Raw genomic sequence first — 20107 nt, 5'->3', positions numbered from 1 at the left:
GTCAGAAATGCCGGAAAACGCCGCAGGGCCGGTGGCGCGAAGCCACCGGCCCTGCGGTCGAGACGATCAGCGGGACGACGCCCGCGCGGCTCAGGGAGCCAGGAAGAACCAGCCCAGCACCTGCTCGCACACCGCCCGCATCCGGTCGGCGGTCATCGCCCGCGAGCCGAGCAGTACCTGGAGGCTGAGGCCGTCGATCATGCCGATCAGGCCGTTGGCGAACACCACCGGATCGCCGTCGCGGAACTCCCCCGCGTCCTGGCCGTCGCGGATGATCGCGGCGACGGCGCGCCGCCACTCGCCGTACACGCGCTCGTTGAGCTCCTGCAGGTCGGCGTCGTGGAGCGCCTCGACCCACAGCTCGGCCCACACGTGCCAGGCGGAGATCGTCGCGTCGCCCTGCGGCAGGTACGACTCGACGAAGTCGCGCAGCCGCTGGCGCGGCGTCGCGTCGCTCTCGAGGATCTCGCGCCGCCGCCCGAGCGACTGGGTGAAGTTCCAGTCGAAGGCGGCGTGCATCAGGTCGCGCTTGGTGTCGAAGTAGTAGTGCACGGTGCCGGTGCTCGTGCCCGCGCGCTTCGCGACGTCCGCGATGCGCAGGGACTTGAACCCGATCTCCGACACGACCTCACAGGCCGCAGCGAGGATCTGCTCCTTGCGCTCCGCCTCCACGCTCGCCCTGGCCATGCTTCGCTCCTCCGGTTGTTTGACTGACCAGTCAATCATTCGGAGGGTGATCCCGCAAGGGACCACCAAAGCAGCTCCCCCATCCGGGCGGGGTCAGACGACGATATTGACCAGCTTGGGGGCGCGGACGATCACCTTGCGCACCGTACGCCCGTCGATCGCCTTCTCGACCGCGGGGTCGGCCAGGGCCAGCGCCTCCAGGTCGGCCTCGGAGATGTCCGGGGAGACCTCGAGCCGCGCGCGCACCTTGCCCTGGATCTGGACGACGGCCGTGACGGCGTCCTCCACCAGCAGCGCGGGGTCGACGACCGGCCAGGGCGCCTGGGCGACGGACGGCTGGTGACCCAGCCGGTCCCACATCTCCTCGGCGGTGTAGGGCGCGACCAGCGACAGCAGGATCGCGACGACCTCCGCCGCCTCCCGCACCGCCGGGTCGGCCGGGCCGCAGCCCGAGTCGATGGCCTTGCGGGTGGCGTTGACCAGCTCCATGGTGCGGGCGACGACCACGTTGAAGCGGTAGGACTCCAGCAGCTGCGCCGCCTCGTGCACCGTCTTGTGGGTGACCTTGCGCAGCGCGACGTCGCCGCCGGCCGGGTCGGCGCCGGGCTCGGAGGTGACGTCACCCGACAGGCGCCAGGCGCGCTGCAGGAAGCGCGCCGAGCCGGCGGGCGAGACGTCGGCCCAGTCGACGTTGTCCTCGGGCGGGCTCGCGAAGACGAGAGTCAGCCGGACGGCGTCGACCCCGAACTCCTCGAGTTGTCCCCCCAGACTGACGCCGTTGCCCAGCGACTTGCTCATCTTGCGACCGTTGTTGATGACCTTGCCCTGCGACAGGTACGCCGAGAACGGCTCGTCCCAGTCGATCAGGCCCATGTCGCGCAGCACCTTGGTGAAGAAGCGCGCGTACAGCAGGTGCAGGACGGCGTGCTCGTCGCCGCCGATGTAGAGGTCGATCGGCCCCCACGCCTTCGCCAGCGCCGGGTCGAACGCCTGCGTGTTGTCGTGGGAGGACAGGTAGCGGAAGAAGTACCACGACGAGTCGACGAAGGTGTCCATCGTGTCGGTGTCGCGCTCGGCGGGGCCGCCGCAGGTCGGGCAGGTGACCTCGACCCACTCGCGGGCCGCACCCAGGGGCGAGGTGCCCTTGGGCTTCAGGTCGGCGCCACGCAGCGCGGGCAGCTCGACGGGCAGCTGGTCCTCGGGGACCGGGACCTCGCCGTCGACCGGGCAGTGGATGATCGGGATCGGCGCGCCCCAGTAGCGCTGCCGCGACAGCAGCCAGTCACGCAGCCGGAAGTTGACCGTGCCGGTGCCGTGGCCGTCGGCCTCCAGCAGCTCGATCGCCTGGTGGATGCCCTGCGCCTTGTCGGTCAGGCCGTCGAGCGGGCCGGAGTTGACGTAGGCGCCGTCGCCGGTGGTGGCGACGTAGGTCTCCTCGGGGTTGTCGTCCCCGGTGTCGACGACCCGTCGTACGGGCAGGCCCATGACCCGGGCGAAGTCGAGGTCGCGCTGGTCGTGGGCGGGCACGGCCATGATCGCGCCGGTGCCGTAGTCGGCCAGCACGTAGTCGGACGCCCACACCGGGATCCGCTCGCCGTTGATCGGGTTGGTCGCGTGGATGCCCAGGAAGACGCCGGTCTTGGGCCGGTCGGTCGCCATCCGGTCGATGTCGGAGGCCTTGCGGACCTCGACCAGGTAGTCCTCCAGCGCCTGCCGGTGCTCGTCGGTGACCAGCTCGGCGGCCAGCTTGGCGTCGGCCGCGACGACCATGAACGTCGCGCCCCACAGCGTGTCGGGCCGGGTGGTGAAGACGGTCAGCGGCTCGTGGCCGCCCTCGACCTCGAAGGTGACGTGAGCGCCCTCGGAGCGGCCGATCCAGTTGCGCTGGGCGTTGACGACCTTGCCGATCCACGAGCCCTGCAGGTCGTCGAGGCAGTCGTAGAGCTCCTGCGCGTACTGGGTGGTCTTGAAGTACCACTGGGTCAGCTCGCGCTTGGTGACCACCGCGCCGCAGCGCTCGCAGGTGCCGTCGGCCAGCACCTGCTCGTTGGCCAGCACGGTCTGGTCGTTGGGGCACCAGTTGACCGGCGAGTTCTTGCGGTAGGCCAGGCCCTGCTCGCGGAACTTCAGGAACAGCCACTGGGTCCAGCGGTAGTACTCCGGGTCGGAGGTGTGCAGCCGGCGCGACCAGTCGAAGCTGACGCCGTAGCGCTTCATCGAGGAGTACTGCGTCTCGATGTTGGCGTAGGTGTAGGTCGCCGGGTGCTCGTCGTTCTTGATCGCGGCGTTCTCGGCCGGCAGGCCGAAGGAGTCCCAGCCCATCGGGTTGAGGACCTCGTAGCCGCGGAAGCGCCAGTAGCGCGAGATCACGTCGTGGAGCGCGAGGACCTCCGCGTGACCCATGTGCAGGTCACCGCTCGGGTAGGGGAACATCGTCAGCGCGTAGCGCTTCTCCTTCGCCCCCGAGGTGACGACCTCGTCGTCGGCGCGGAAGGGGTCGAGCGACTCCCAGACCGGCAGCCACTTCTCCTCGACCGCGTGGACGTCGTAGTGGACGTCGCTCGGGACCGCGTTCTCGCTCATCTCAGCTCTCTCATCTCGCCGCTGCTTCCCACCCACATCGCGCAGACCCCGCCCGGACATGCAAAAGCCCCTCGACAGGGAGGGGCCGCCGCGTCGACCGGTCTGGTCGCCGACGCGGCTAGGTAAGAAGCAGGTTCATCCGCACGGGGCCATGCTACCCCGGTCGGCGCACGCGGACGTCACACCCAGGTCAACATGTGGTTGACAGGCCAGCAGCGTCATCCCATAGTTGACAGATGGAGGTCACGGCGTCGGCTCGGCGACACGGCCTCACCGATCCGACATCCTCCATGCCTGGGAGAACGCGATCAGGCTTGTCGAATACGACGACCACGGCGAGGACCGCCTCCTCGTCATCGGCGCGACGCCGGCGGGGATCCTGATCGAGCTCGTGGCCGTTCCCGTCGACGGACCCGCCCGCGTCATCCACGCGGATCGGTTGCGCACGAAGTTCTACCACTACCTGAGGTGATGAAGCCATGAGTCAGAAGAGGAAGAGCGCCGCGACGCCCGAGTCCGCGGCGCAGCCGCAGGTGCTCCGGTCGAAGCACCACAAGCTGTCCGTTCCCAAGGAGACGCTCGACCAGGGCTGGATCGTCCGGCTCGTCGAGCCCACGCCGAGCGACGCTGCCGCGCAGCGTGTCGACGTCGTGTTCACCACGCACGGCAACCTGATCGAGCTGAGCGCCGCGTTCGACTTCGAGGTCGAGCTGCGGGAGTCCGACGAGGCCGGACTCGACGCCGTCGACCCCGCGACCCACCCCAGCAGCGACGCACGACACTTTCGGGAGATCATCGCCGCACGACAGGCACTCGCGGCAGCCGAGGACAGTCTGCAGAACGCCGTCGCCGCGGCGCGCGAAGCCGGCGACTCGTGGACCGTCATCGGCGCCGCCATGGGGACGACACGTCAGGGTGCCTACCGCCGGTTCGGCAACCCACCCGACCGCGCGCCGTCCGCGCGCCACCACCACGCCGAGTCGACCCGCTAGCGTCGCCCCATGACCGTCACCGACCTCTTCCGACTCGACGGCAAAGTCGCCGTCGTCACCGGCGCCAGCTCCGGACTCGGCGTCGACTTCGCCAAGGCCCTGGCCGAGGCGGGCGCCGACGTCGCCCTCGGCGCGCGTCGCGTCGACCGCCTCGCCGAGACCGCGAACCTCGTCGAGGCCGCCGGCCGACGGGCGCTCGCGGTCGCGACCGACGTCGCCGACCCGGCGTCCTGCCAGGCGCTCGTCGATGCGGCGATGGCGGAGTTCGGGCGGGTCGACATCCTGGTCAACAACGCCGGCGTCGGTACCGCCGTACCGTCCACCCGCGAGACGCCGGAGCAGTTCCGGCAGGTCATCGACATCAACCTCAACGGCAGCTACTGGATGGCGCAGGCGTGCGGCCGGGTGATGGCACCGGGCTCGAGCATCATCAACATCTCGTCGGTGCTCGGCATCACCACCGCGGGGCTCCCCCAGGCGGCGTACGCGTCGTCCAAGGCCGGCGTCATCGGTCTGACCCGCGACCTGGCCCAGCAGTGGACCGGCCGCAAGGGCATCCGGGTCAACGCCATCGCGCCGGGCTTCTTCGCCTCCGAGATGACCGACGAGTACCCGCCCGGCTACCTCGAGCAGCAGCAGGCCCGGATCCCCGCCGGCCGCAAGGGCGACGCCCGCGAGCTCGCCGCGACCCTCGTCTTCCTCGCCTCCGACGCCGCCGGCTACATCACCGGCCAGACCATCGCCGTCGACGGCGGCCTGACCATCACCTGACGCCTACTTCACCGGGTGGTGGCTGGTCATCGAGATCCGGTTGAAGGCGTTCATCGTCAGCGCCACCCACGCCACCGCGGCGAAGGCGTCGTCGCCGAGGACGGTCCGGCTCTCCTCCTCGGTGTGCCGCCGCGCGTCGGCGTCGGGCAGCCGGGTGATCGACTCCGCCAGCGCCAGCGCGGCCCGCTCCTGGACGGTGAACAGCCCGGTCTCCTGCCACGCGTCGAGGACGGCGAGCCGCCGCTCCGACTCCCCCGCCCGGACCGCCCGGCGGTGGTGCAGGTCGAGGCAGAAGGCGCACCCGTTGATCTGCGAGACGCGCATGTTGACCAGCTCGACGAGCAGCCGGTCGAGCCCAGCCGCCTCCGCGGCGACCCCGGCCTCGCGGGCCAGGTCGGTGGCCGCGCCATAGGCCGCCGGGACGGCCTTGTCGAGGTAGAGCGACCCGCTCATGCGGCCGGGTCGGTGATGTCGTCGAAGTCGTGGTGCCGGGTCAGCCACCGGCGCACGTACGGGCAGTGCGCGATGATCCGCTTGCCCTGGGCGCGGACGTCGGCGAGCGCCGACGCGACCAGCTCACCGGCCAGCCCGCGGCCGCCGTACGCGTCGTCGACCTCGGTGTGGACGAAGTCGACGTGGACGTCGTCCGGGAGGCGGTACTGCGTGAACCCGGCGAGGGTCTCGCCGTCGCGGATCTCGTAGCGGTGCTTCTCGGGGACGTGGACGTACGTGATCCCGCTGTTGTCGGGTGCATCGGTCATGCGGCACATCCTGCCCTGCCGGGGGCGGGCCTGGTACGGCAGCCGGCGGGGACATGTAACTCGGTGTCCGGTGATCCACCTGGGGGTCGTTACCGGTCACAACGCTGTGGTAGCTGACGAACCACCGTGGTGGCTGCACGAACACCGAGTTACTAGAGCTCACGCCCGGGGAGTGTGGGCCCGAGCGTGGCGGCCGGCGGGGACATGTAACTCGGTGTCCGGTCATCCACCTGGGGGTCGTTACCGGTCACAACGCTGTGGTAGCTGACGAACCACCGTGGTGGATCCACGAACACCGAGTTACAAGGGCTCACGTCCCGGACGGCCCCCACCCGAAGCAGTCGTGTGCCTGAGAACCCGGATATCCGGGTTCTCAGGCACACGACCCAACGCCAGGAGGCCGCCCCCGACGGGGACGGCCTCCTGGTTCGATCAGCGGGCGGTGCCGATGGGGATCAGCGCAGGTCCCACCGGTCGGCGTCCATGACCTTCGTCCACGCGGCGACGAAGTCGTTGACGAACTTCTCCTTCGCGTCGTCGCTGGCGTAGACCTCGGCCAGCGCCCGGAGCTCGGAGTTGGAGCCGAACACCAGGTCGTTGCGCGAGCCGGTGAGCTTCGTGCCGGACTCGGTAACGCCCGAGAAGACCTCCTCGGAGGCGTCGGTGGCGGTCCAGGTCGTGCCGAGCTCGAGCAGGTTGACGAAGAAGTCGTTCGTCAGCACGCCCGGGGTGTCGGTGAAGGCGCCGAGGTCGGAGCCGTCCCAGTTGGTGCCGAGGACGCGGAGGCCGCCGATGAGGACGGTGAGCTCCGGCGCGCTGAGGCCGAGCAGGTTGGCGCGGTCGATGAGCGCGAACTCGCTGGGGTACTTGCTCGACTTCGGCAGGTAGTTGCGGAAGCCGTCGGCCTTGGGCTCGAGGTAGCCGAACGACTCGACGTCGGTCTGCTCCTGCGTCGCGTCGCCGCGACCGGTCGTGGTCGTCACCGTGACGGGGACGCCCGCGGCGGCAGCGGCCTGCTCGACGCCGACCGAGCCGGCGATGACGATCGTGTCGGCGAGCGAGGCGCCCTGGGCGGTCGCGATCTCCTGGAGCTTGGCCAGGATCGTCGCGAGCTCGGCCGGACGGTTGATCGCCCACGACTTCTGCGGCTCGAGGGCGATGCGGGCGCCGTTGGCGCCGCCGCGCTTGTCGGAGCTGCGGTACGTCGACGCGGAGGCCCACGCCGTCGACACGAGCTGCGAGACGGACAGGCCAGACGCGGCGATCGCCTGCTTCAGGTCGGCGACCTGGGCGTCGGTGAGGGCCGGACCGGTCGGCGTCGGGTCCTGCCAGATGAAGTCCTCGGCCGGGACGTCGGCGCCGAGGTAGCGCGACTTCGGGCCCATGTCGCGGTGGGTCAGCTTGAACCACGCGCGGGCGTAGGCGTCGGTGAACGCCGCCTGGTCCTCCTTGAACCGCAGCGAGTACTCGCGCATCTCCGGGTCCTCGCGCAGGGCCAGGTCGGAGGTCAGCATGCGCGGCTCGCGCTTGCCGTCGCCGAACGACTCGGGCACCAGGTCGGCGCCGCCGTTGTTGACCGGACGCCACTGGTGCGCGCCGGCGGGCGACTTGAACAGCTCCCACTCGTAGGCGAACAGGATGTGGAAGAACTCGTTGTCCCAGCGGGTCGGGTGGTAGGTCCAGGTGACCTCGAGGCCCGACGTGATGGCGTCGATGCCCTTGCCCGACGCGTACGACGAGCGCCAGCCGAGGCCCTGCTCCTCGATCGGCGCGGCCTCCGGCTCCGGGCCGACAAGCTCGGCGTCACCGGCGCCGTGGGTCTTGCCGAAGGTGTGGCCACCGGCGATCAGCGCGACGGTCTCCTCGACCGTCATGCCCATCCGACCGAAGGTCTCCTTGATGTCGACGGCCGACGCCAGCGGGTCGGGGTTGCCGTTGGGGCCCTCGGGGTTGACGTAGATGAGGCCCATCTGGACGGCGGCGAGCGGGTCCTCGAGGTCGCGCTCACCGGTGTAGCGCTCGTCCTCGAGCCAGGCCGACTCGGGGCCCCAGTAGATGTCGTCGTCGGCCTCCCAGACGTCGGGACGGCCGCCGCCGAAGCCGAAGATCGGCAGGCCCATGTCCTCCTGCGCGACATTGCCGGCGAGGATGAGCAGGTCGCCCCACGAGAGGGACTTGCCGTACTTCTTCTTGACCGGCCACAGCAGGCGGCGGGCCTTGTCGAGGTTGCCGTTGTCGGGCCACGAGTTGGTCGGCGCGAAGCGCTGCTGGCCGTGCCCGGCGCCGCCCCGGCCGTCGGTGGCGCGGTAGGTGCCGGCCGCGTGCCAGGCCATCCGCACGAAGAACGGGCCGTAGTGGCCGAAGTCGGCCGGCCAGAAGTCCTTGGAGTCGGTCAGGACGGCCTTGACGTCGGCCTTGACCTGCTCGAGGTCGAGCGCGAGGAAGGCGCTCTTGTAGTCGAAGTCGCCGCCGAAGGGGTCCGCCACGGCCGGGTTCTTGGCCAGGATCTTCAAGTTGAGCTTGTTGGGCCACCACTGGTGGTTGGGCTGGCCCTGCGTGGGGTGCGTCAGGCCGTGCATCACGGGGCACTTGCCGGCGGACTGCTGCGCGTCCTGCGGCTCCTCGGTGACGAGCGGCTCGGTGTGGTCGGACATCGGGTTCCTTCCGGGAATTTCTGGGACTACAGGGGGCGGGATGTGCAGTCGGGGCAGAGGCCCCAATAGATGACCTCGGCCTCGTCGATGACGAAACCGTGGGGGTCGGAGGCGGTCAGGCACGGGACATGGCCGACGGCGCAGTCGACGTCGGCGATCACCCCGCACGAGCGGCACACCACGTGGTGGTGGTTGTCGCCCGTCCGGGTCTCGTAGCGCGCCACCGATCCGGCCGGCTTGATGCTGCGCACGAGACCCGCCTGGGTCAGCGTGTGCAGCGAGTCGTAGACGGCCTGATGGGAGACCTCCGGCAGCAGCGCGCGCGCCGCCGAGATCAGCCGCTCGGTGTCGGCGTGGGGGTGGTCGTGCACGGCCTCCAGCACGGCGAGTCGCGGCCGGGTCACCCGGAGTGCGACGTCCCGCAGCTGCTGCTGGAAGTCCGGCGTGGTCATGGCCTCAGCATGCCACTTTTCTTGAATGAGTCAAGACTTCGCCGGGGCGTGTCGGCATCAGTCGCCGGGGTACTGCGGGGTCATGGACACCGCAACCATCATCGTGGTCGGCGTCGTGATCGCCGTCTTCATCGTCGGGCTCCTACTGTGGGCGTTCTTCGCCGACCGCAAACGCGCCGAGCAGGTCTCCCACGACAGCGCCCGCCTCGAGGCCGACGAGGGACACGAGATCGTCGATCCCACCGACCAGCCACGACGCAACCGGTGGGACCGCTAGCCGGACCGCCAGCCCGGGACCCTCAACCTTCGACCACCCGCAGCGGGCGCTCCACCCGGGCGTCCGCCGGCGCCGACGGCGTCCAGTAGGCCCGGTCGTGGTGGACGAGCGGCGCGGCCTCCGCGCCGAGCTCGACCCGGTCGACCTCCATCAGCACCAGCCACGAGCCGCCTGCCGGGATCACGTGCGCCGGCCGGCCGCGGAAGGTGGCCACCGCCTCCGGCAGGCGCAGGTCGCCGTCGCTGGACCAGCCCTGCTCGGTCGTGAACCGCTCGGCGTCGCGGTCGGCGTACGCCTTCGCGAGGTCGACCTGCGACGCGGCGAGGATGTGGACGGCGAGCTCGTCGCAGCCGACCAGCTGCGGCCCGACGGTGCTCGTGCGCGCGAGCGAGAACGACAGCAGCGGCGGATCCACGCTGACCGACGCCACGCTCGAGACGGTGGCGCCGACCGGGCCACCGGCGGTCTCCCCCACGACGATCGCGACACCCGCCGCATGGCGGCGGAAGCCGGCCTTGAACCGGTCTGCAAGCGAAGGCGTCACCCGTCGAGGATAGAACCTCAACTCAAGTTGAGGTCTACCGATGATGGCCGACGTCACACCCGAGCAGCCGACCCCCGCCGGCCCGCCAGACGCTAGGCCGGCGGCGCGACCGGGCGGCGCTCGCGCTGCCGGCTGCGGGTCACCTCCACCGGGTCGAGGTGGGCGACGGTCCACCGTGCGGCCATCCCCAGGGCCAGGTCGCGGGTGCCGACGACGTGCTCGTAGGCGAGCTTGCCGGCCAGGTCGGAGTCGCCCGCCGCGATGGCGTGGTAGATCGCGTCGTGCTCGTCGCACGGACTGGGGTCGGGGTCGCCCTCGACCGTCGTCAGGTGCAGCAGCCAGGTGACGCGCGCGTTGATCGGCTGCATCATCCCCTGGAGCAGCGGGTTGCCGCACATGGCGATGACGCACTCGTGGAAGCGCGCGTTGGCGGCGGCGAGCGCGATGCCGTCGTAGGGCTCGAGGGCGGCGCGCGCGGCGACCAGCTGGACCTGCGTGTCAGCCAGCCCGCGGCTGTCGTAACACTGCGCGGCCAGCCGGGCAGCCAGCACCTCGACGCTCTCACGCACGTCGAAGAGATGGCGTACGTCGGTCGCCGTGAACGGCGCGACCATCGCACCCTGGCGCGGCACGATCACCACGAGCCCCTCGGCCTCGAGCATGCGCAGTGCCTCGCGCAGCGGGATCCGCGAGATCTCCAGCTCGGTCGCCAGGTCGCGCTCGACGAGCCGCTGCCCCGGCGGACGCTGCAGGCCGATGATCTGCTGCTTGAGCTGCTCGTAGGCCTGGAGCCCGAGCGAGCGCCTGCCTGCGGAGGCGGACATCCATCACCTCGTTCAATGGTATTCCATTAAGACTTCTTCACTCCCGAGAGCGGCTGACCCGAGGATCGCCAGGCGCCACTCTAGCCCAGAATCTAGCTGCATTGCGCCCTTCCCACGGCGGCCATGCGGTGCTACGGTCCTCGGCCAATAGCGGTATACCAAAATCTCTGGAGGTCCCCCAGTGGCATCGTTGCTCGTCCGCAACGCCCGCATCCACGGCGCCGGTCCCGTCGACGTGGAGGTCCGGGAGGGGCGCATCGCCGCCGTCTCCGGCTCCGCCGCCGCCGTCCCCGCCGATCCGGCGACGCCGGTCATCGACGCCGGCGGCGGCCTGCTGCTGCCGACGCTCGTCGACGGCCACTGCCACCCGGACAAGACCACGTGGGGCACCCCGTGGGTCTCGCGCACCTCCGCCGAGACGCTCGAGGACCTGATCCTGAGCGACGTCGCACTCCAGGTCTCCCAGGAGACGTCGGTGCGCGAGCGGTCCCGCGACCTGTTCGCGGCGTACGTCGCCGCCGGTGCCCGCGGCGTCCGCGCCCATGTGGACGTCGCCCCCGTCTACGGGCTCGACAACATCCGGGGCGTGGCCGACGCCGCCGCCGACCTCGACGGCGCGCTGCACGCCGAGATCGTCGCCTTCCCGCAGCTCGGCGTGATGCGGACGCCGGGCACCGCCGCCCTGCTCCGCGACGCGCTCGACGCGGGCGCCACCATCGTCGGCGGCATCGACCCGGGCGGCATCGACGGCGACCTGCACGGCCAGCTCGACGTGGTCTTCGGCCTCGCCACGGAGCGTGACGTCGACGTCGACATCCACCTCCACGACGGCGGGGAGCACGGAGTCGAGCAGGTCCGGGAGATCATCCGTCGCACCCGTGCCGCCGGCTGGGAGCGCCGGGTCACCATCGGCCACGCCTTCTGCTACTCCGACTGCGACGACGCGCTCCTCGCCGAGCTCGGCGAGGCCACGGCCGCAGCGGGCATCACCCTGGCCACCTGCGCCCTCGGCGACGCCCCCGTGATGCCGGTCCAGCGCCTGCGCGAGCTCGGCGTTCGCGTCGTCCTCGGCTCGGACGGCGTCCGCGACGCGTGGTCGCCGTTCGGCAACGGCGACATGCTCGACCGCACCCATCTGCTCGCCTGGAGCACCGGCGCCCGCACCGATGCCGACCTCGAGGCCTGTCTCGACGTCGCCGCCCACGCCGGCGCCGAGCTGGTCGGCCTCGAGAGCGCCGACCTCCGCGTCGGCTCCCCCGCCGACTTCATGATCGTCGCCGCCGAGGTGCCCGCCCAGGCCGTGATCGACCGCCCCACCCCGCAGTACGTCGTCCGCGCCGGCCGCGTCGTGGCCCGCGACGGCGCCCTCACCGCGATCCCCGCAACCCTCTAGGAGAGCCCCGTGCGCACCCACCGTTCCCACATCGCCACCGCGGCGGCCGTTGTCACGCTTCTCGCGACGACCGCGTGCGGGGGCGGCGGCTCGGCCAAGCCGCCGTCCTCGACCCTCGACTTCAACGACCTCGAGACCACCACGACCGCGGGCGTCGCCGACGCCGGCACCATCAAGTGGAACCTCCCCTACGAGCCGCTCAGCCTCGACCCGATCAAGTCGTTCAACTACGCGGAGAACACGGCCCTCGCCAACTCCTGCGAGAGCCTGCTGCGCGCCCACCCCGACTTCAGTGTCGGGCCCGGGCTCGCCGAGTCGTGGACCAACCCCGACCCGAGCACGTGGGTCTATCAGATCCGCAAGGGCGTGACCTTCTGGGACGGCAAGCCGCTCACCGCCGAGGACGTCGCCTACAGCCTCGGTCGCAACCTCGACCCGGCCAACGGCGGCTACCTCGGCAAGTACTTCTCCAACGTCGCGTCGATCACCGCCACCGGCCCCCTCACCGTCACCGTCAAGATGAAGGAGCCGGACGCGCTGCTCCAGCAGTCGCTCGCCAGCGCGCCGGGCATCGTGGTCGAGAAGTCGTCGACGCAGAAGGCCGGCCAGGACTTCGGGACGCCGAACCACCTGCCGATGTGCACCGGCCCGTTCGCCTTCAGCAGGTGGGACCCCGGCCAGTCGGTCCAGCTGACCCGCAACGACCGCTACTGGGACCCGAAGCTGAAGGCCGTGTCGTCCGGCCTCGAGCTCACCTTCGTCGCCGACGAGTCGACGAGCGTCCTCGCCCTGAGCAGCGGCGAGCTCGACGGCCAGTTCTTCTACCTGCCCCCGGCCGGCCTGGAGAAGCTCCGCTCCAGCAACAAGGCGAGCGTCACCATGGGCGACTCGCTGATCTACTGGACGCTCATCGGCGCCGCCAAGACCGGCCCGTACGCCGACCCGCGGATCCGCCGGGCGCTGTCGCTCGCGCTCGACCGCAAGGCGCTCGCGGCCGCGACCTTCCAGGGCGCCGCGATCCCGGCCAAGTCGCTGGCCCCGCCGGCCACCTGGACCTACGAGCCCGACACCTTCAAGTCGGCGTACGACGCCCTGCCGTCGGCGGACGCCGACTTCGCGGAGGCGCAGAAGCTGGTCAAGGACGCCGGCTCGCCGAAGGACCCGATCACGCTCGCCGTCCAGGGCAGCTCGGCCGTCCACGAGCAGACCGCGAACCTGATCCAGGCCGCCGGCCAGTCGATCGGACTCGACATCAAGATCCGCAGCGTCCCGGTCGAGCAGTACGGCAACCTGTACGTCGACCCGAAGGCCCGCGCCGGCGTCGACGCCTTCCTCAGCACCTACTACGGGGTGGCCGACCCGGTCGACTCCTACACGATGTTCACCAAGGGCGACTACTCCAACTTCAGCGAGTACGACGACGTCAGCGACCAGGTGGTCCAGGCGCGCACGGAGACCGACCCCGCCGCCCGCGCGAAGATCGTCGACGAGCTGCAGGCGAAGGTCATCGGCGACGTGGCGTGGATGCCGCTGGAGTTCCTGCCGGTGATCCTGGCGCAGAGCAACCGGATCACCGGGGCGACGGCGTCCTCGAACTACCTCTACTACCCGTGGGCCGCCGCCATCGGCAAGAAGGGCTGACGGCCGTGACGCTCCTCCTCTTCCTCCTCAGACGTGCGGCCACGCTGGTCGTCGTCACCCTGGTGTCGTCGTTCCTGGTGTTCAGCCTGATGGAGCTCGCGCCCGGCAGCCCGCTGTCGTTCCTGCTCGGCAACCGGAGCGCGACGCCGGAGCAGGTCGCGCTGGTCACGGAGCAGTACCACCTCGACGACCCCTTCCTCGTCCGGTACGGCGCCTGGCTGGGCGACGTCCTGCACGGCGACCTGGGCCGCAGCATCGCCTACAAGCAGAGCGTGACCGACCTGCTGTCGACCCGGGTCACCACCACGCTGCTGCTCGTCGGGTACGCCGGCATCATCATCACGATCGTCGGCGTGGGCCTGGGCGTGCTGGCCGGCAGCCGCCCCGGTCGGCTGGACGCGGCGCTCACCGCGCTCACCACCGGCTTCCTCGCCGTCCCCGCGTTCGTCAGCGGCGTGGTGCTGATCTGGGTGTTCGCCGTCCAGCTGGGCTGGTTCCCGGCGTTCGGCGGCGGGCACGGACTGCTCGACCGGTTGCGCCACCTGACCCTGCCCGCGGTCGCGCTGAGCCTGGCCTCGTCGGCGTACCTGGCCCGGATCACCCGGGCCGCGGTGCAGACGCAGCAGCAGGCCGAGCACGTGGAGACCGCGCGCAGCCGCGGCCTCCAGGGCGGCTACGTGATGCGCCACCACGTCGTGCGCAACTCGCTGATCCCGATCACGACGGTGCTCGGCCTGACCATCGCCACCCTGATCGCGGGCGCGGTCGTCGTCGAGAGCGTGTTCGCCCTCGACGGCATCGGGTCGCTGCTCGTGCAGGCGATCCTGCGCAGCGACTTCGTCGTCGTCCAGGCGGTGATCCTCGTGCTGGTCGTGGCCTTCGTCCTCGTCAACACGCTCGTCGACATCGTCTACACGATGGTCGACCCGCGGATCTCGCTCACTGCCGGAACGGGAAGGTGACCATGTCCGCCCTCACCACCAACCCCGCCACCGCCGCCACCGCCGCCACCGGGCGCCTGCGCCCGCGGACGCGGCTGCGCTCCGCCGCAGGCCTGCTGGGGGTGCCCGGCCTGCTGGCCGTCGGCTTCCTCGTGCTGGTCGCCGTCGTCGCAGTCGCCGCGCCCCTCCTGGCGCCGGCCGATCCCAACTTCCCGGCGCCGCTGGAGGCGTACGCATCTCCGTCCGGCGCCCACCTGATGGGCACCGACGCGCTCGGTCGCGACCTCCTCTCCCGCCTCATGTACGGCGCCCGCGTGGCGATCCTCGCCTCCGTGGCGATCATCGCGCTCTCGACCGTCGTCGGCACGGCCGTCGCGCTGGTCAGCGCCTGGGTCGGCGGGGTGGTCGACGCCTTCGTGTCGCGGGTGCTCGACATCCTGTTCGCCGTCCCCGGCATCATCTTCGCGCTCGCCGCGGTGAGCGTGATGGGGCCGGGTCCCACGGGCGTCGTCCTGGGCCTGACGCTCGGCTACACGCCGTACGTCGCCCGGGTCGTGCGCGGCGCCACGCTCCGCGAGGTGCGCATGGACTATGTCGACGCGGCCTGGCTCCAGGGCCGCAGCGGTGTCGCGATCTGCCTGCGGCACCTGCTGCCGAACCTGCGGCCGCTCATCATCGCGCAGGCGGTGAGCTCACTCGGGTTCGCGCTGATCGACCTGTCCGCGCTGTCGTTCCTCGGGCTCGGCGTGCAGCCGCCCGCGGCCGACTGGGGCCTCACCATGCGCGCCGGGCTGGACAGTGCCCTGCGCGGTCACGTCGGAGAGGCCGTCAGCGCCGGTCTGTGCCTGGGTCTTCTCGTGGCCTCGGTGATCGTCCTGGGCGACCGACTCTCGAAGCAGGCGGAGGAGCGAGCATGAGCATGCTGACGATCGAGGACCTGCGGGTCCGCGTCCGCTCCCGCGACGGGATGCGCACCATCGTCGACGGGGTGACCCTCGACATCGGGCGGGGCGAGGCGCTCGGCCTGGTCGGCGAGTCCGGCTCCGGCAAGTCGATCACCGCCCGGACCGTGCTCGGCCTCTTCCCCCGGGGCGCCGACGTCACCGGCCGGATCGAGGTCGACGGCGAGCCGGTGCTCGGTGCGAGCAGGCGCAGCCTCACCGCGCTGCGCTCGCGCAAGGTCGCGATGATCTTCCAGGACCCCCGGGCCCACATCAACCCGGTCCACCGGGTCGGCGACTTCCTCACCGAGGCGCTGCGCAAGCACCTCGGGATGGACCGGGCCGCCGCCGCGCGCAAGGCGGTCGGCCTGCTCGCCGACGTCGGGATCGCGGACGGCGAGCGCCGACTGCGCCAGTACCCTCACGAGCTCTCGGGCGGCCTGCTGCAGCGGGTGATGATCGCCGCCGCGATCGCCATCGAGCCGGACCTGATCCTCGCCGACGAGCCGACCACCGCCCTCGACGTCACCACCCAGTCTGAAGTGATGGCGATCCTCGGCGACCTGCGCCGCGAGCGCGGCATGGCGATGCTCTTCATCACCCACGACCTCGAGCTCGCCGCCGCGACCTGCGACCGCACCGCCGTCATGTACGCCGGCCAGATCGTCGAGTGCCAGTCGTCGCGCACCCTGCCCGACCGGCCGCTCCACCCGTACACGTCCGGCCTGTTGGGCTCCCGGCCGAGCATCGAGGCCGCCGTCCGCCGGCTGCCGGTCATCCCGGGCCGACCGGTCGCCGCCTTCGAGACCGGCGCCGGATGCTCGTTCGCCGGGCGCTGCCCGATGGTCGAGGACCGCTGCCGGATCGAGGCGCCGGCCACCGTACGCCGTACCGAGGGCGCGGTGGCGTGCCACCGCAACGAGGAGCTGGTCGGCGCGCTGCCGAGCGAGCCGACCGTCAGGAGTGCCGATGTCTGAGCAGGTGGTGCGGGTCGAGAACCTGCGCAAGGAGTTCCCGGGCCACCGCGGCGCGGCCACGGTCGCGGCCGTCGACGGCGTCGGCTTCGAGCTGGCCTCGGGCGAGGCACTGGCGATCGTCGGCGAGTCCGGGTCGGGGAAGACGACCGTCGCCCGGATGCTGATGGGACTCGAACGGCCCACGTCCGGGACGATCGAGGTCTGCGGGCGCGAGCGCTCGGGCCGGCCGAGCACCGCCGAGCGGCGGCGCCGGGCACGGGAGGTGCAACTGGTCTTCCAGGACCCGTTCCTCTCCCTCGACCGGGCGCAGCGGATCGGCAGCGCGATCGAGACCGCGATCCGGCTGCAGTTCCCGGTCGGCCGCGACGAGCTGCGCCGCCGTACGTCGGAGCTGCTCGAGCAGGTCGGCCTGCTCCCCCGGCACGCGGAGCTCTTCCCGCGCCAGCTCTCGGGCGGCCAGCGGCAGCGGGTGGCGATCGCCCGCGCGCTCGCCGCGGAGCCGTCCGTGCTCGTGCTCGACGAGGCGGTGGCGGCGCTCGACGTCTCCATCCAGGCCCAGATCCTCAACCTGCTCAGCGACATCCGCGAGAGCCGGGAGATCGCCTACCTCTTCATCTCCCACGACCTCGCCGTGGTCAACCAGCTCTGCGAGCGGACCATCGTGATGCGGCGGGGCAAGGTGGTCGAGGCCGGCGCCACGCGGCACCTGCTGACCGCGCCGGCGGAGGACTACACGCGCCGGCTGATCGACGCGGTGCCTCGGCCGGGCTGGGTGCCGACCCGGTCGCGCGACCTGGCCGGCGCATGAGATCGAGCCTGCGGGCCCGCCATGTCATCGGGTACGCCGACGGCGACCACTGCCTGATCCCCGACGGCGAGGTGGTCTGGGAGGACGACCGGATCATCCACGTCGGCGGCCCGTTCGACGGACGGGTCGACCGACGTACCGACTGCGGCGAGGCCGTGGTCGGACCGGGCTTCGTCGACCTCAACGCGCTGGCCGACGTCGACCACGCGATCTTCGACAGCTTCCAGCCCGCCGAGCTGCTCGCCGGCCAGGACTGGTCGACCGGGTACGTCGGCAGAAGGGCGGAGCTGTTCTCCCGGTCCGAGCTCGCCTTCGGCCGGGAGTACGCGCTCGTGCAGCTGCTCCTCAACGGCGTCACCACCGCTTTGCCGATCGCGGCCGAGACCTACCGCCGGTGGGCGGAGACCGAGGAGGAGTTCGCCGACCTCGTCGCGACGGCCGGCCGGCTCGGCAATCGGCTCTACCTCGGGCCTAGCTATCGCTCCGGCGTGCCCGTCGTCGACGACGCCGGCCGCGGCTCGATCCACTGGGACGCCGCCGAGGAGGAGGCCGGCCTGAAGGCGGCCGAGCGCTTCGTCGAGCAGTACGACGGCGCGCACGGCGGGCGGATCCGGGGCCTGCTCGCGCCGGCGCGGGTGGAGACCCAGACCGCGGCCTCGCTGACCGCGACCGCCGCGGCCGCCGCGCGGCTCGGCTGCCCGGTCCGGCTGCATGCGGCGCAGTCGCACGAGGAGGTCAGCCTCCTCCGCGCGACGTACGGCACCCGGCCGATCGAGGTGCTCGACCGGTTCGGGATCCTCGGGCCGCGCACGATCGTCCCGCACGCATGGGCGGTCGACGGGCACTCGGAGATCTCCTCGGACACGGTGGGTACGGACGTCCGCCGGCTCGCGGACACCGGCACCACGGTGGCCTACTGCCCGCTGCCGTCCGGGCGCTACGGGATGGTGCTGGAGTCGTTCGACCGCTACCTGGCGGCGGGCGTGCGGATGGGCATCGGCACCGACACCTTCCCGCCGGACGTGCTGCGCGCCCTCGACCTCGGCTCGATGCTCACCAAGGCGGTCGAGCGCCGGCAGGACGCCGGCTCGCTGACCGACCTCTACCGCGCGGCCACGCTCGGCGGCGCCGCCGCCCTCGGCCGGGACGACCTCGGCCGGCTGGCCGTCGGCGCCCAGGCCGACCTCGTCGTGATGGACCTCTCCGACCTCCGCACCGGCCCCATCGAGGACCCGGTGCGCACCATCGTCCTCAACCACGCGCCCGTCGTACGGGTGGTCGTGGACGGACGGACCGTGGTCGAGGACGGCCGGGTTCCGGGCGTCGACGCCGACGCGATGCGGCGCCGGGCGCAGGAGCACTTCGACACCTACCGGCACTCCTTCACCGACCGCGACCACCGGCGCCGCCCGACCGCCGAGCTGATGCCGCCGACCTTCGCGGTCCGGCTCCCGGCCTGATCAGTCGCGACCGCTGATCCGGTTGGCGACCACCGCGATCCGCGAGGTACGACGCGCGCCCCGCGCCTCGATCCGGTCGGCCAGCCCGTAGGCCCGGTAGAGCCCGTGGATGCCGAGCCAGCGCATCGGCTCCGGCTCCCAGCGGCGGGCGCGCTGGTCGACCCACGGCAGCGTGGTCCGGTCGGTGCGCTCGCCGGCGACCAGGTCGGCGAGCGTGCGGCCGGCCAGGTTGGCGGCGGTGACGCCCGTGCCGACGTACCCGCCGGCCCAGCCCTGGCCCGTCGCGGCGTCGTACCCGAGGGTGGCGCGCCAGTTGCGCGGGACGCCGAGCACGCCGCTCCACGCGTGGGCGACCGGCACGTCGCGGATCATCGGGAACCAGCCGGTCAGCACCTCCCACAGGTGCTCGACGGTGCGGTCGGGGATGCCTCCGTCGAGGTCGGTGCGCGAGCCGAACCGGTAGGGGTTGCCGCGACCACCGATCGCGATCCGGCCGTCGGCGGTGCGCTGCGCGTAGGAGTAGACGTGCGCGAAGTCCTCGAGCGTGTCGTCACTGCCCCAGCCGATCTCGGCCCAGACCGTGTCGGGGAGCGGGTCGGTGACGATCATCGAGGAGTTCATCGGCACCCACGTACGGCGCTCGCCGGCGAGGCCCGCCGTGAAGCCCTCGGTCGCGCGGAGCACGTGGCGGGCGCGGAGCGTGCCGCGGTCGGTCTCGACGCGCCCGGGCGCGATGGTGCGGACCGTCGTCCCCTCGTGGATGCGGACCCCGCGCTCGCGCACGGTCGCCGCAAGCCCGCGGGCGAGCTTGGCGGGGTGGATGCGGGCGCAGTGCGGCTCCCAGACGGCCGCTCGTGCCTGCGCCACCCGGACCCGCTGGTCGGACTCGGCCCGGCTCAGCAGCCGCACCCCGATCTCGGGCCAGCGCTCCCCCATCGCCGCGAACGCCCGCGCCCGCCCCTCCTGGGCCGCGTTGCGCGCCACCAGCAGCGTGCCGCCCTTGCTGATGTCGGCGTCGATGCCGTGCCGCTGGGTCACGCGGACGACCTCGTCGACCGCGTCGTTCATCGCGACCTGGAAGCGCGCCACGTCGGCGCGGGGGTGCGTCCGCGCATAGTTGTCGAGCCCACCCGTCACCGACGCCGACAGCCATCCGCCGTTGCGGCCCGACGCGCCGTAGCCGGCGAAGCGCTGCTCGACCACCCGGATGTCGGCGTCGGGCAGCAGTTCGGCGAGGTAGTACGCCGTCCACAGCCCGGTGTAGCCGGCGCCGACGATGACGACGTCGGCCTCGGCGTCACCCGGGAGCTGGTCGTCGGGGGTGGGCAGGCCGAGGTCGGCCCACCAGAAGGAGACGCCTCCGGTGGCGCGTGCGGTGGTCACGCGGGTGAGCCTAGGGCG

At 71.7% G+C, this 20107-nt stretch carries 19 protein-coding genes; 10 read left to right on the top strand and 9 right to left on the bottom strand.

The window, feature by feature from the left end; translation table 11 throughout:
• Nucleotides 1–90: 90 nt before the first annotated feature.
• Entirely contained in the window at nucleotides 91–687 is a 597-nt protein-coding gene (locus AB4880_RS22470; protein ID WP_367921454.1) for a TetR/AcrR family transcriptional regulator, read from the bottom strand.
• A gap of 93 nt (nucleotides 688–780) precedes the next feature.
• A complete protein-coding gene (gene leuS / locus AB4880_RS22465; protein WP_367921453.1) occupies nucleotides 781–3270 on the bottom strand; it encodes a leucine--tRNA ligase in 2490 nt (829 codons plus the stop codon).
• A gap of 479 nt (nucleotides 3271–3749) precedes the next feature.
• Here leuS and AB4880_RS22460 point away from each other — a divergent pair, with 479 nt between their 5' ends.
• Together AB4880_RS22460 and AB4880_RS22455 are read left to right on the top strand one after the other, a co-directional pair.
• A complete protein-coding gene (locus AB4880_RS22460) occupies nucleotides 3750–4262 on the top strand; it encodes a hypothetical protein (protein ID WP_367921452.1) in 513 nt (170 codons plus the stop codon).
• A gap of 9 nt (nucleotides 4263–4271) precedes the next feature.
• The gene (locus tag AB4880_RS22455) at nucleotides 4272–5033 is read left to right on the top strand and encodes an SDR family NAD(P)-dependent oxidoreductase (RefSeq protein WP_367921451.1); all 762 of its coding nucleotides are present in this window, start codon (nucleotides 4272–4274) and stop codon (nucleotides 5031–5033) included.
• A 3-nt stretch (nucleotides 5034–5036) separates the two neighbouring features.
• Here AB4880_RS22455 and AB4880_RS22450 read toward each other — a convergent pair whose 3' ends face one another.
• From AB4880_RS22450 to AB4880_RS22435, 4 genes are all read right to left on the bottom strand, one after another.
• Nucleotides 5037–5486, bottom strand: coding sequence for a carboxymuconolactone decarboxylase family protein (locus AB4880_RS22450; protein WP_367921450.1), 450 nt, complete (start codon nucleotides 5484–5486; stop codon nucleotides 5037–5039).
• On the bottom strand, nucleotides 5483–5794 hold the full coding sequence (locus AB4880_RS22445) for a GNAT family N-acetyltransferase (protein WP_367921449.1): 312 nt from the start codon (nucleotides 5792–5794) through the stop codon (nucleotides 5483–5485). The genes AB4880_RS22450 and AB4880_RS22445 overlap by 4 nt, the downstream gene beginning before the upstream one ends.
• Nucleotides 5795–6249: 455 nt before the next feature.
• Nucleotides 6250–8448, bottom strand: a complete 2199-nt coding sequence (katG, locus tag AB4880_RS22440; RefSeq protein ID WP_367921448.1) for a catalase/peroxidase HPI — start codon at nucleotides 8446–8448, stop codon at nucleotides 6250–6252.
• A 26-nt stretch (nucleotides 8449–8474) separates the two neighbouring features.
• A complete protein-coding gene (locus AB4880_RS22435) occupies nucleotides 8475–8900 on the bottom strand; it encodes a Fur family transcriptional regulator (RefSeq protein ID WP_367921447.1) in 426 nt (141 codons plus the stop codon).
• 82 nt (nucleotides 8901–8982) lie between these two features.
• Between AB4880_RS22435 and AB4880_RS22430 the strand changes: the two genes are divergently transcribed.
• Nucleotides 8983–9177 (top strand): hypothetical protein, encoded by a 195-nt coding sequence (locus tag AB4880_RS22430; RefSeq protein WP_367921446.1) that lies wholly within the window; start codon nucleotides 8983–8985, stop codon nucleotides 9175–9177.
• A 22-nt stretch (nucleotides 9178–9199) separates the two neighbouring features.
• Here AB4880_RS22430 and AB4880_RS22425 read toward each other — a convergent pair whose 3' ends face one another.
• Both AB4880_RS22425 and AB4880_RS22420 read right to left on the bottom strand, forming a co-directional pair.
• Nucleotides 9200–9721 carry a flavin reductase family protein gene (locus AB4880_RS22425; RefSeq protein ID WP_367921445.1) on the bottom strand — a complete coding sequence of 174 codons (522 nt, stop codon included), beginning with the start codon at nucleotides 9719–9721 and terminating at the stop codon, nucleotides 9200–9202.
• Nucleotides 9722–9813: 92 nt separating this feature from the next.
• Nucleotides 9814–10545 (bottom strand): GntR family transcriptional regulator, encoded by a 732-nt coding sequence (locus AB4880_RS22420; RefSeq protein ID WP_367921444.1) that lies wholly within the window; start codon nucleotides 10543–10545, stop codon nucleotides 9814–9816.
• Nucleotides 10546–10726: 181 nt separating this feature from the next.
• Here AB4880_RS22420 and AB4880_RS22415 point away from each other — a divergent pair, with 181 nt between their 5' ends.
• The 7 genes from AB4880_RS22415 to AB4880_RS22385 are packed head-to-tail and all read left to right on the top strand — an operon-like array spanning nucleotide 10727 to nucleotide 18706.
• Nucleotides 10727–11938, top strand: a complete 1212-nt coding sequence (locus tag AB4880_RS22415) for an amidohydrolase (protein WP_367921443.1) — start codon at nucleotides 10727–10729, stop codon at nucleotides 11936–11938.
• A gap of 9 nt (nucleotides 11939–11947) precedes the next feature.
• Nucleotides 11948–13579 carry an ABC transporter substrate-binding protein gene (locus AB4880_RS22410; protein ID WP_367921442.1) on the top strand — a complete coding sequence of 544 codons (1632 nt, stop codon included), beginning with the start codon at nucleotides 11948–11950 and terminating at the stop codon, nucleotides 13577–13579.
• A gap of 5 nt (nucleotides 13580–13584) precedes the next feature.
• Complete coding sequence (locus tag AB4880_RS22405; RefSeq protein ID WP_367921441.1) at nucleotides 13585–14541, top strand: ABC transporter permease; 957 nt, start codon at nucleotides 13585–13587, stop codon at nucleotides 14539–14541.
• A gap of 2 nt (nucleotides 14542–14543) precedes the next feature.
• A complete protein-coding gene (locus AB4880_RS22400; protein ID WP_367921440.1) occupies nucleotides 14544–15437 on the top strand; it encodes an ABC transporter permease in 894 nt (297 codons plus the stop codon).
• Complete coding sequence (locus AB4880_RS22395) at nucleotides 15434–16438, top strand: ABC transporter ATP-binding protein (RefSeq protein ID WP_367921439.1); 1005 nt, start codon at nucleotides 15434–15436, stop codon at nucleotides 16436–16438. Before AB4880_RS22400 ends, AB4880_RS22395 begins: the two co-directional genes overlap by 4 nt.
• Nucleotides 16431–17246, top strand: coding sequence for an ABC transporter ATP-binding protein (locus AB4880_RS22390; RefSeq protein ID WP_367921438.1), 816 nt, complete (start codon nucleotides 16431–16433; stop codon nucleotides 17244–17246). The genes AB4880_RS22395 and AB4880_RS22390 overlap by 8 nt, the downstream gene beginning before the upstream one ends.
• Complete coding sequence (locus AB4880_RS22385; RefSeq protein WP_367921437.1) at nucleotides 17243–18706, top strand: chlorohydrolase family protein; 1464 nt, start codon at nucleotides 17243–17245, stop codon at nucleotides 18704–18706. The genes AB4880_RS22390 and AB4880_RS22385 overlap by 4 nt, the downstream gene beginning before the upstream one ends.
• Here the strand turns inward: AB4880_RS22385 and AB4880_RS22380 are convergent, their stop codons facing one another.
• On the bottom strand, nucleotides 18707–20089 hold the full coding sequence (locus tag AB4880_RS22380; protein WP_367921436.1) for an NAD(P)/FAD-dependent oxidoreductase: 1383 nt from the start codon (nucleotides 20087–20089) through the stop codon (nucleotides 18707–18709).
• Nucleotides 20090–20107: the final 18 nt, after the last annotated feature.

It is taken from the genome of Nocardioides ginsengisoli (assembly GCF_039537225.1).
GTDB classification, from domain to species: domain Bacteria; phylum Actinomycetota; class Actinomycetes; order Propionibacteriales; family Nocardioidaceae; genus Nocardioides; species Nocardioides ginsengisoli.
Note: the sequence above shows the minus strand (reverse complement) of the source record. Positions and strands in the feature narration are given on the sequence as shown.

Coding starts and splice junctions, on each gene's coding strand:
- AB4880_RS22460 (WP_367921452.1), top strand. CDS start 3,750: ATGAGTCAGAAGAGGAAGAGCGCCGCGACGCCCGAGTCCGCGGCGCAG.
- AB4880_RS22385 (WP_367921437.1), top strand. CDS start 17,243: ATGAGATCGAGCCTGCGGGCCCGCCATGTCATCGGGTACGCCGACGGC.
- AB4880_RS22390 (WP_367921438.1), top strand. CDS start 16,431: ATGTCTGAGCAGGTGGTGCGGGTCGAGAACCTGCGCAAGGAGTTCCCG.
- AB4880_RS22435 (WP_367921447.1), bottom strand. CDS start 8,900: ATGACCACGCCGGACTTCCAGCAGCAGCTGCGGGACGTCGCACTCCGG.
- leuS (WP_367921453.1), bottom strand. CDS start 3,270: ATGAGCGAGAACGCGGTCCCGAGCGACGTCCACTACGACGTCCACGCG.
- katG (WP_367921448.1), bottom strand. CDS start 8,448: ATGTCCGACCACACCGAGCCGCTCGTCACCGAGGAGCCGCAGGACGCG.
- AB4880_RS22450 (WP_367921450.1), bottom strand. CDS start 5,486: ATGAGCGGGTCGCTCTACCTCGACAAGGCCGTCCCGGCGGCCTATGGC.
- AB4880_RS22395 (WP_367921439.1), top strand. CDS start 15,434: ATGAGCATGCTGACGATCGAGGACCTGCGGGTCCGCGTCCGCTCCCGC.
- AB4880_RS22420 (WP_367921444.1), bottom strand. CDS start 10,545: ATGTCCGCCTCCGCAGGCAGGCGCTCGCTCGGGCTCCAGGCCTACGAG.
- AB4880_RS22445 (WP_367921449.1), bottom strand. CDS start 5,794: ATGACCGATGCACCCGACAACAGCGGGATCACGTACGTCCACGTCCCC.
- AB4880_RS22400 (WP_367921440.1), top strand. CDS start 14,544: ATGTCCGCCCTCACCACCAACCCCGCCACCGCCGCCACCGCCGCCACC.
- AB4880_RS22455 (WP_367921451.1), top strand. CDS start 4,272: ATGACCGTCACCGACCTCTTCCGACTCGACGGCAAAGTCGCCGTCGTC.
- AB4880_RS22430 (WP_367921446.1), top strand. CDS start 8,983: ATGGACACCGCAACCATCATCGTGGTCGGCGTCGTGATCGCCGTCTTC.
- AB4880_RS22470 (WP_367921454.1), bottom strand. CDS start 687: ATGGCCAGGGCGAGCGTGGAGGCGGAGCGCAAGGAGCAGATCCTCGCT.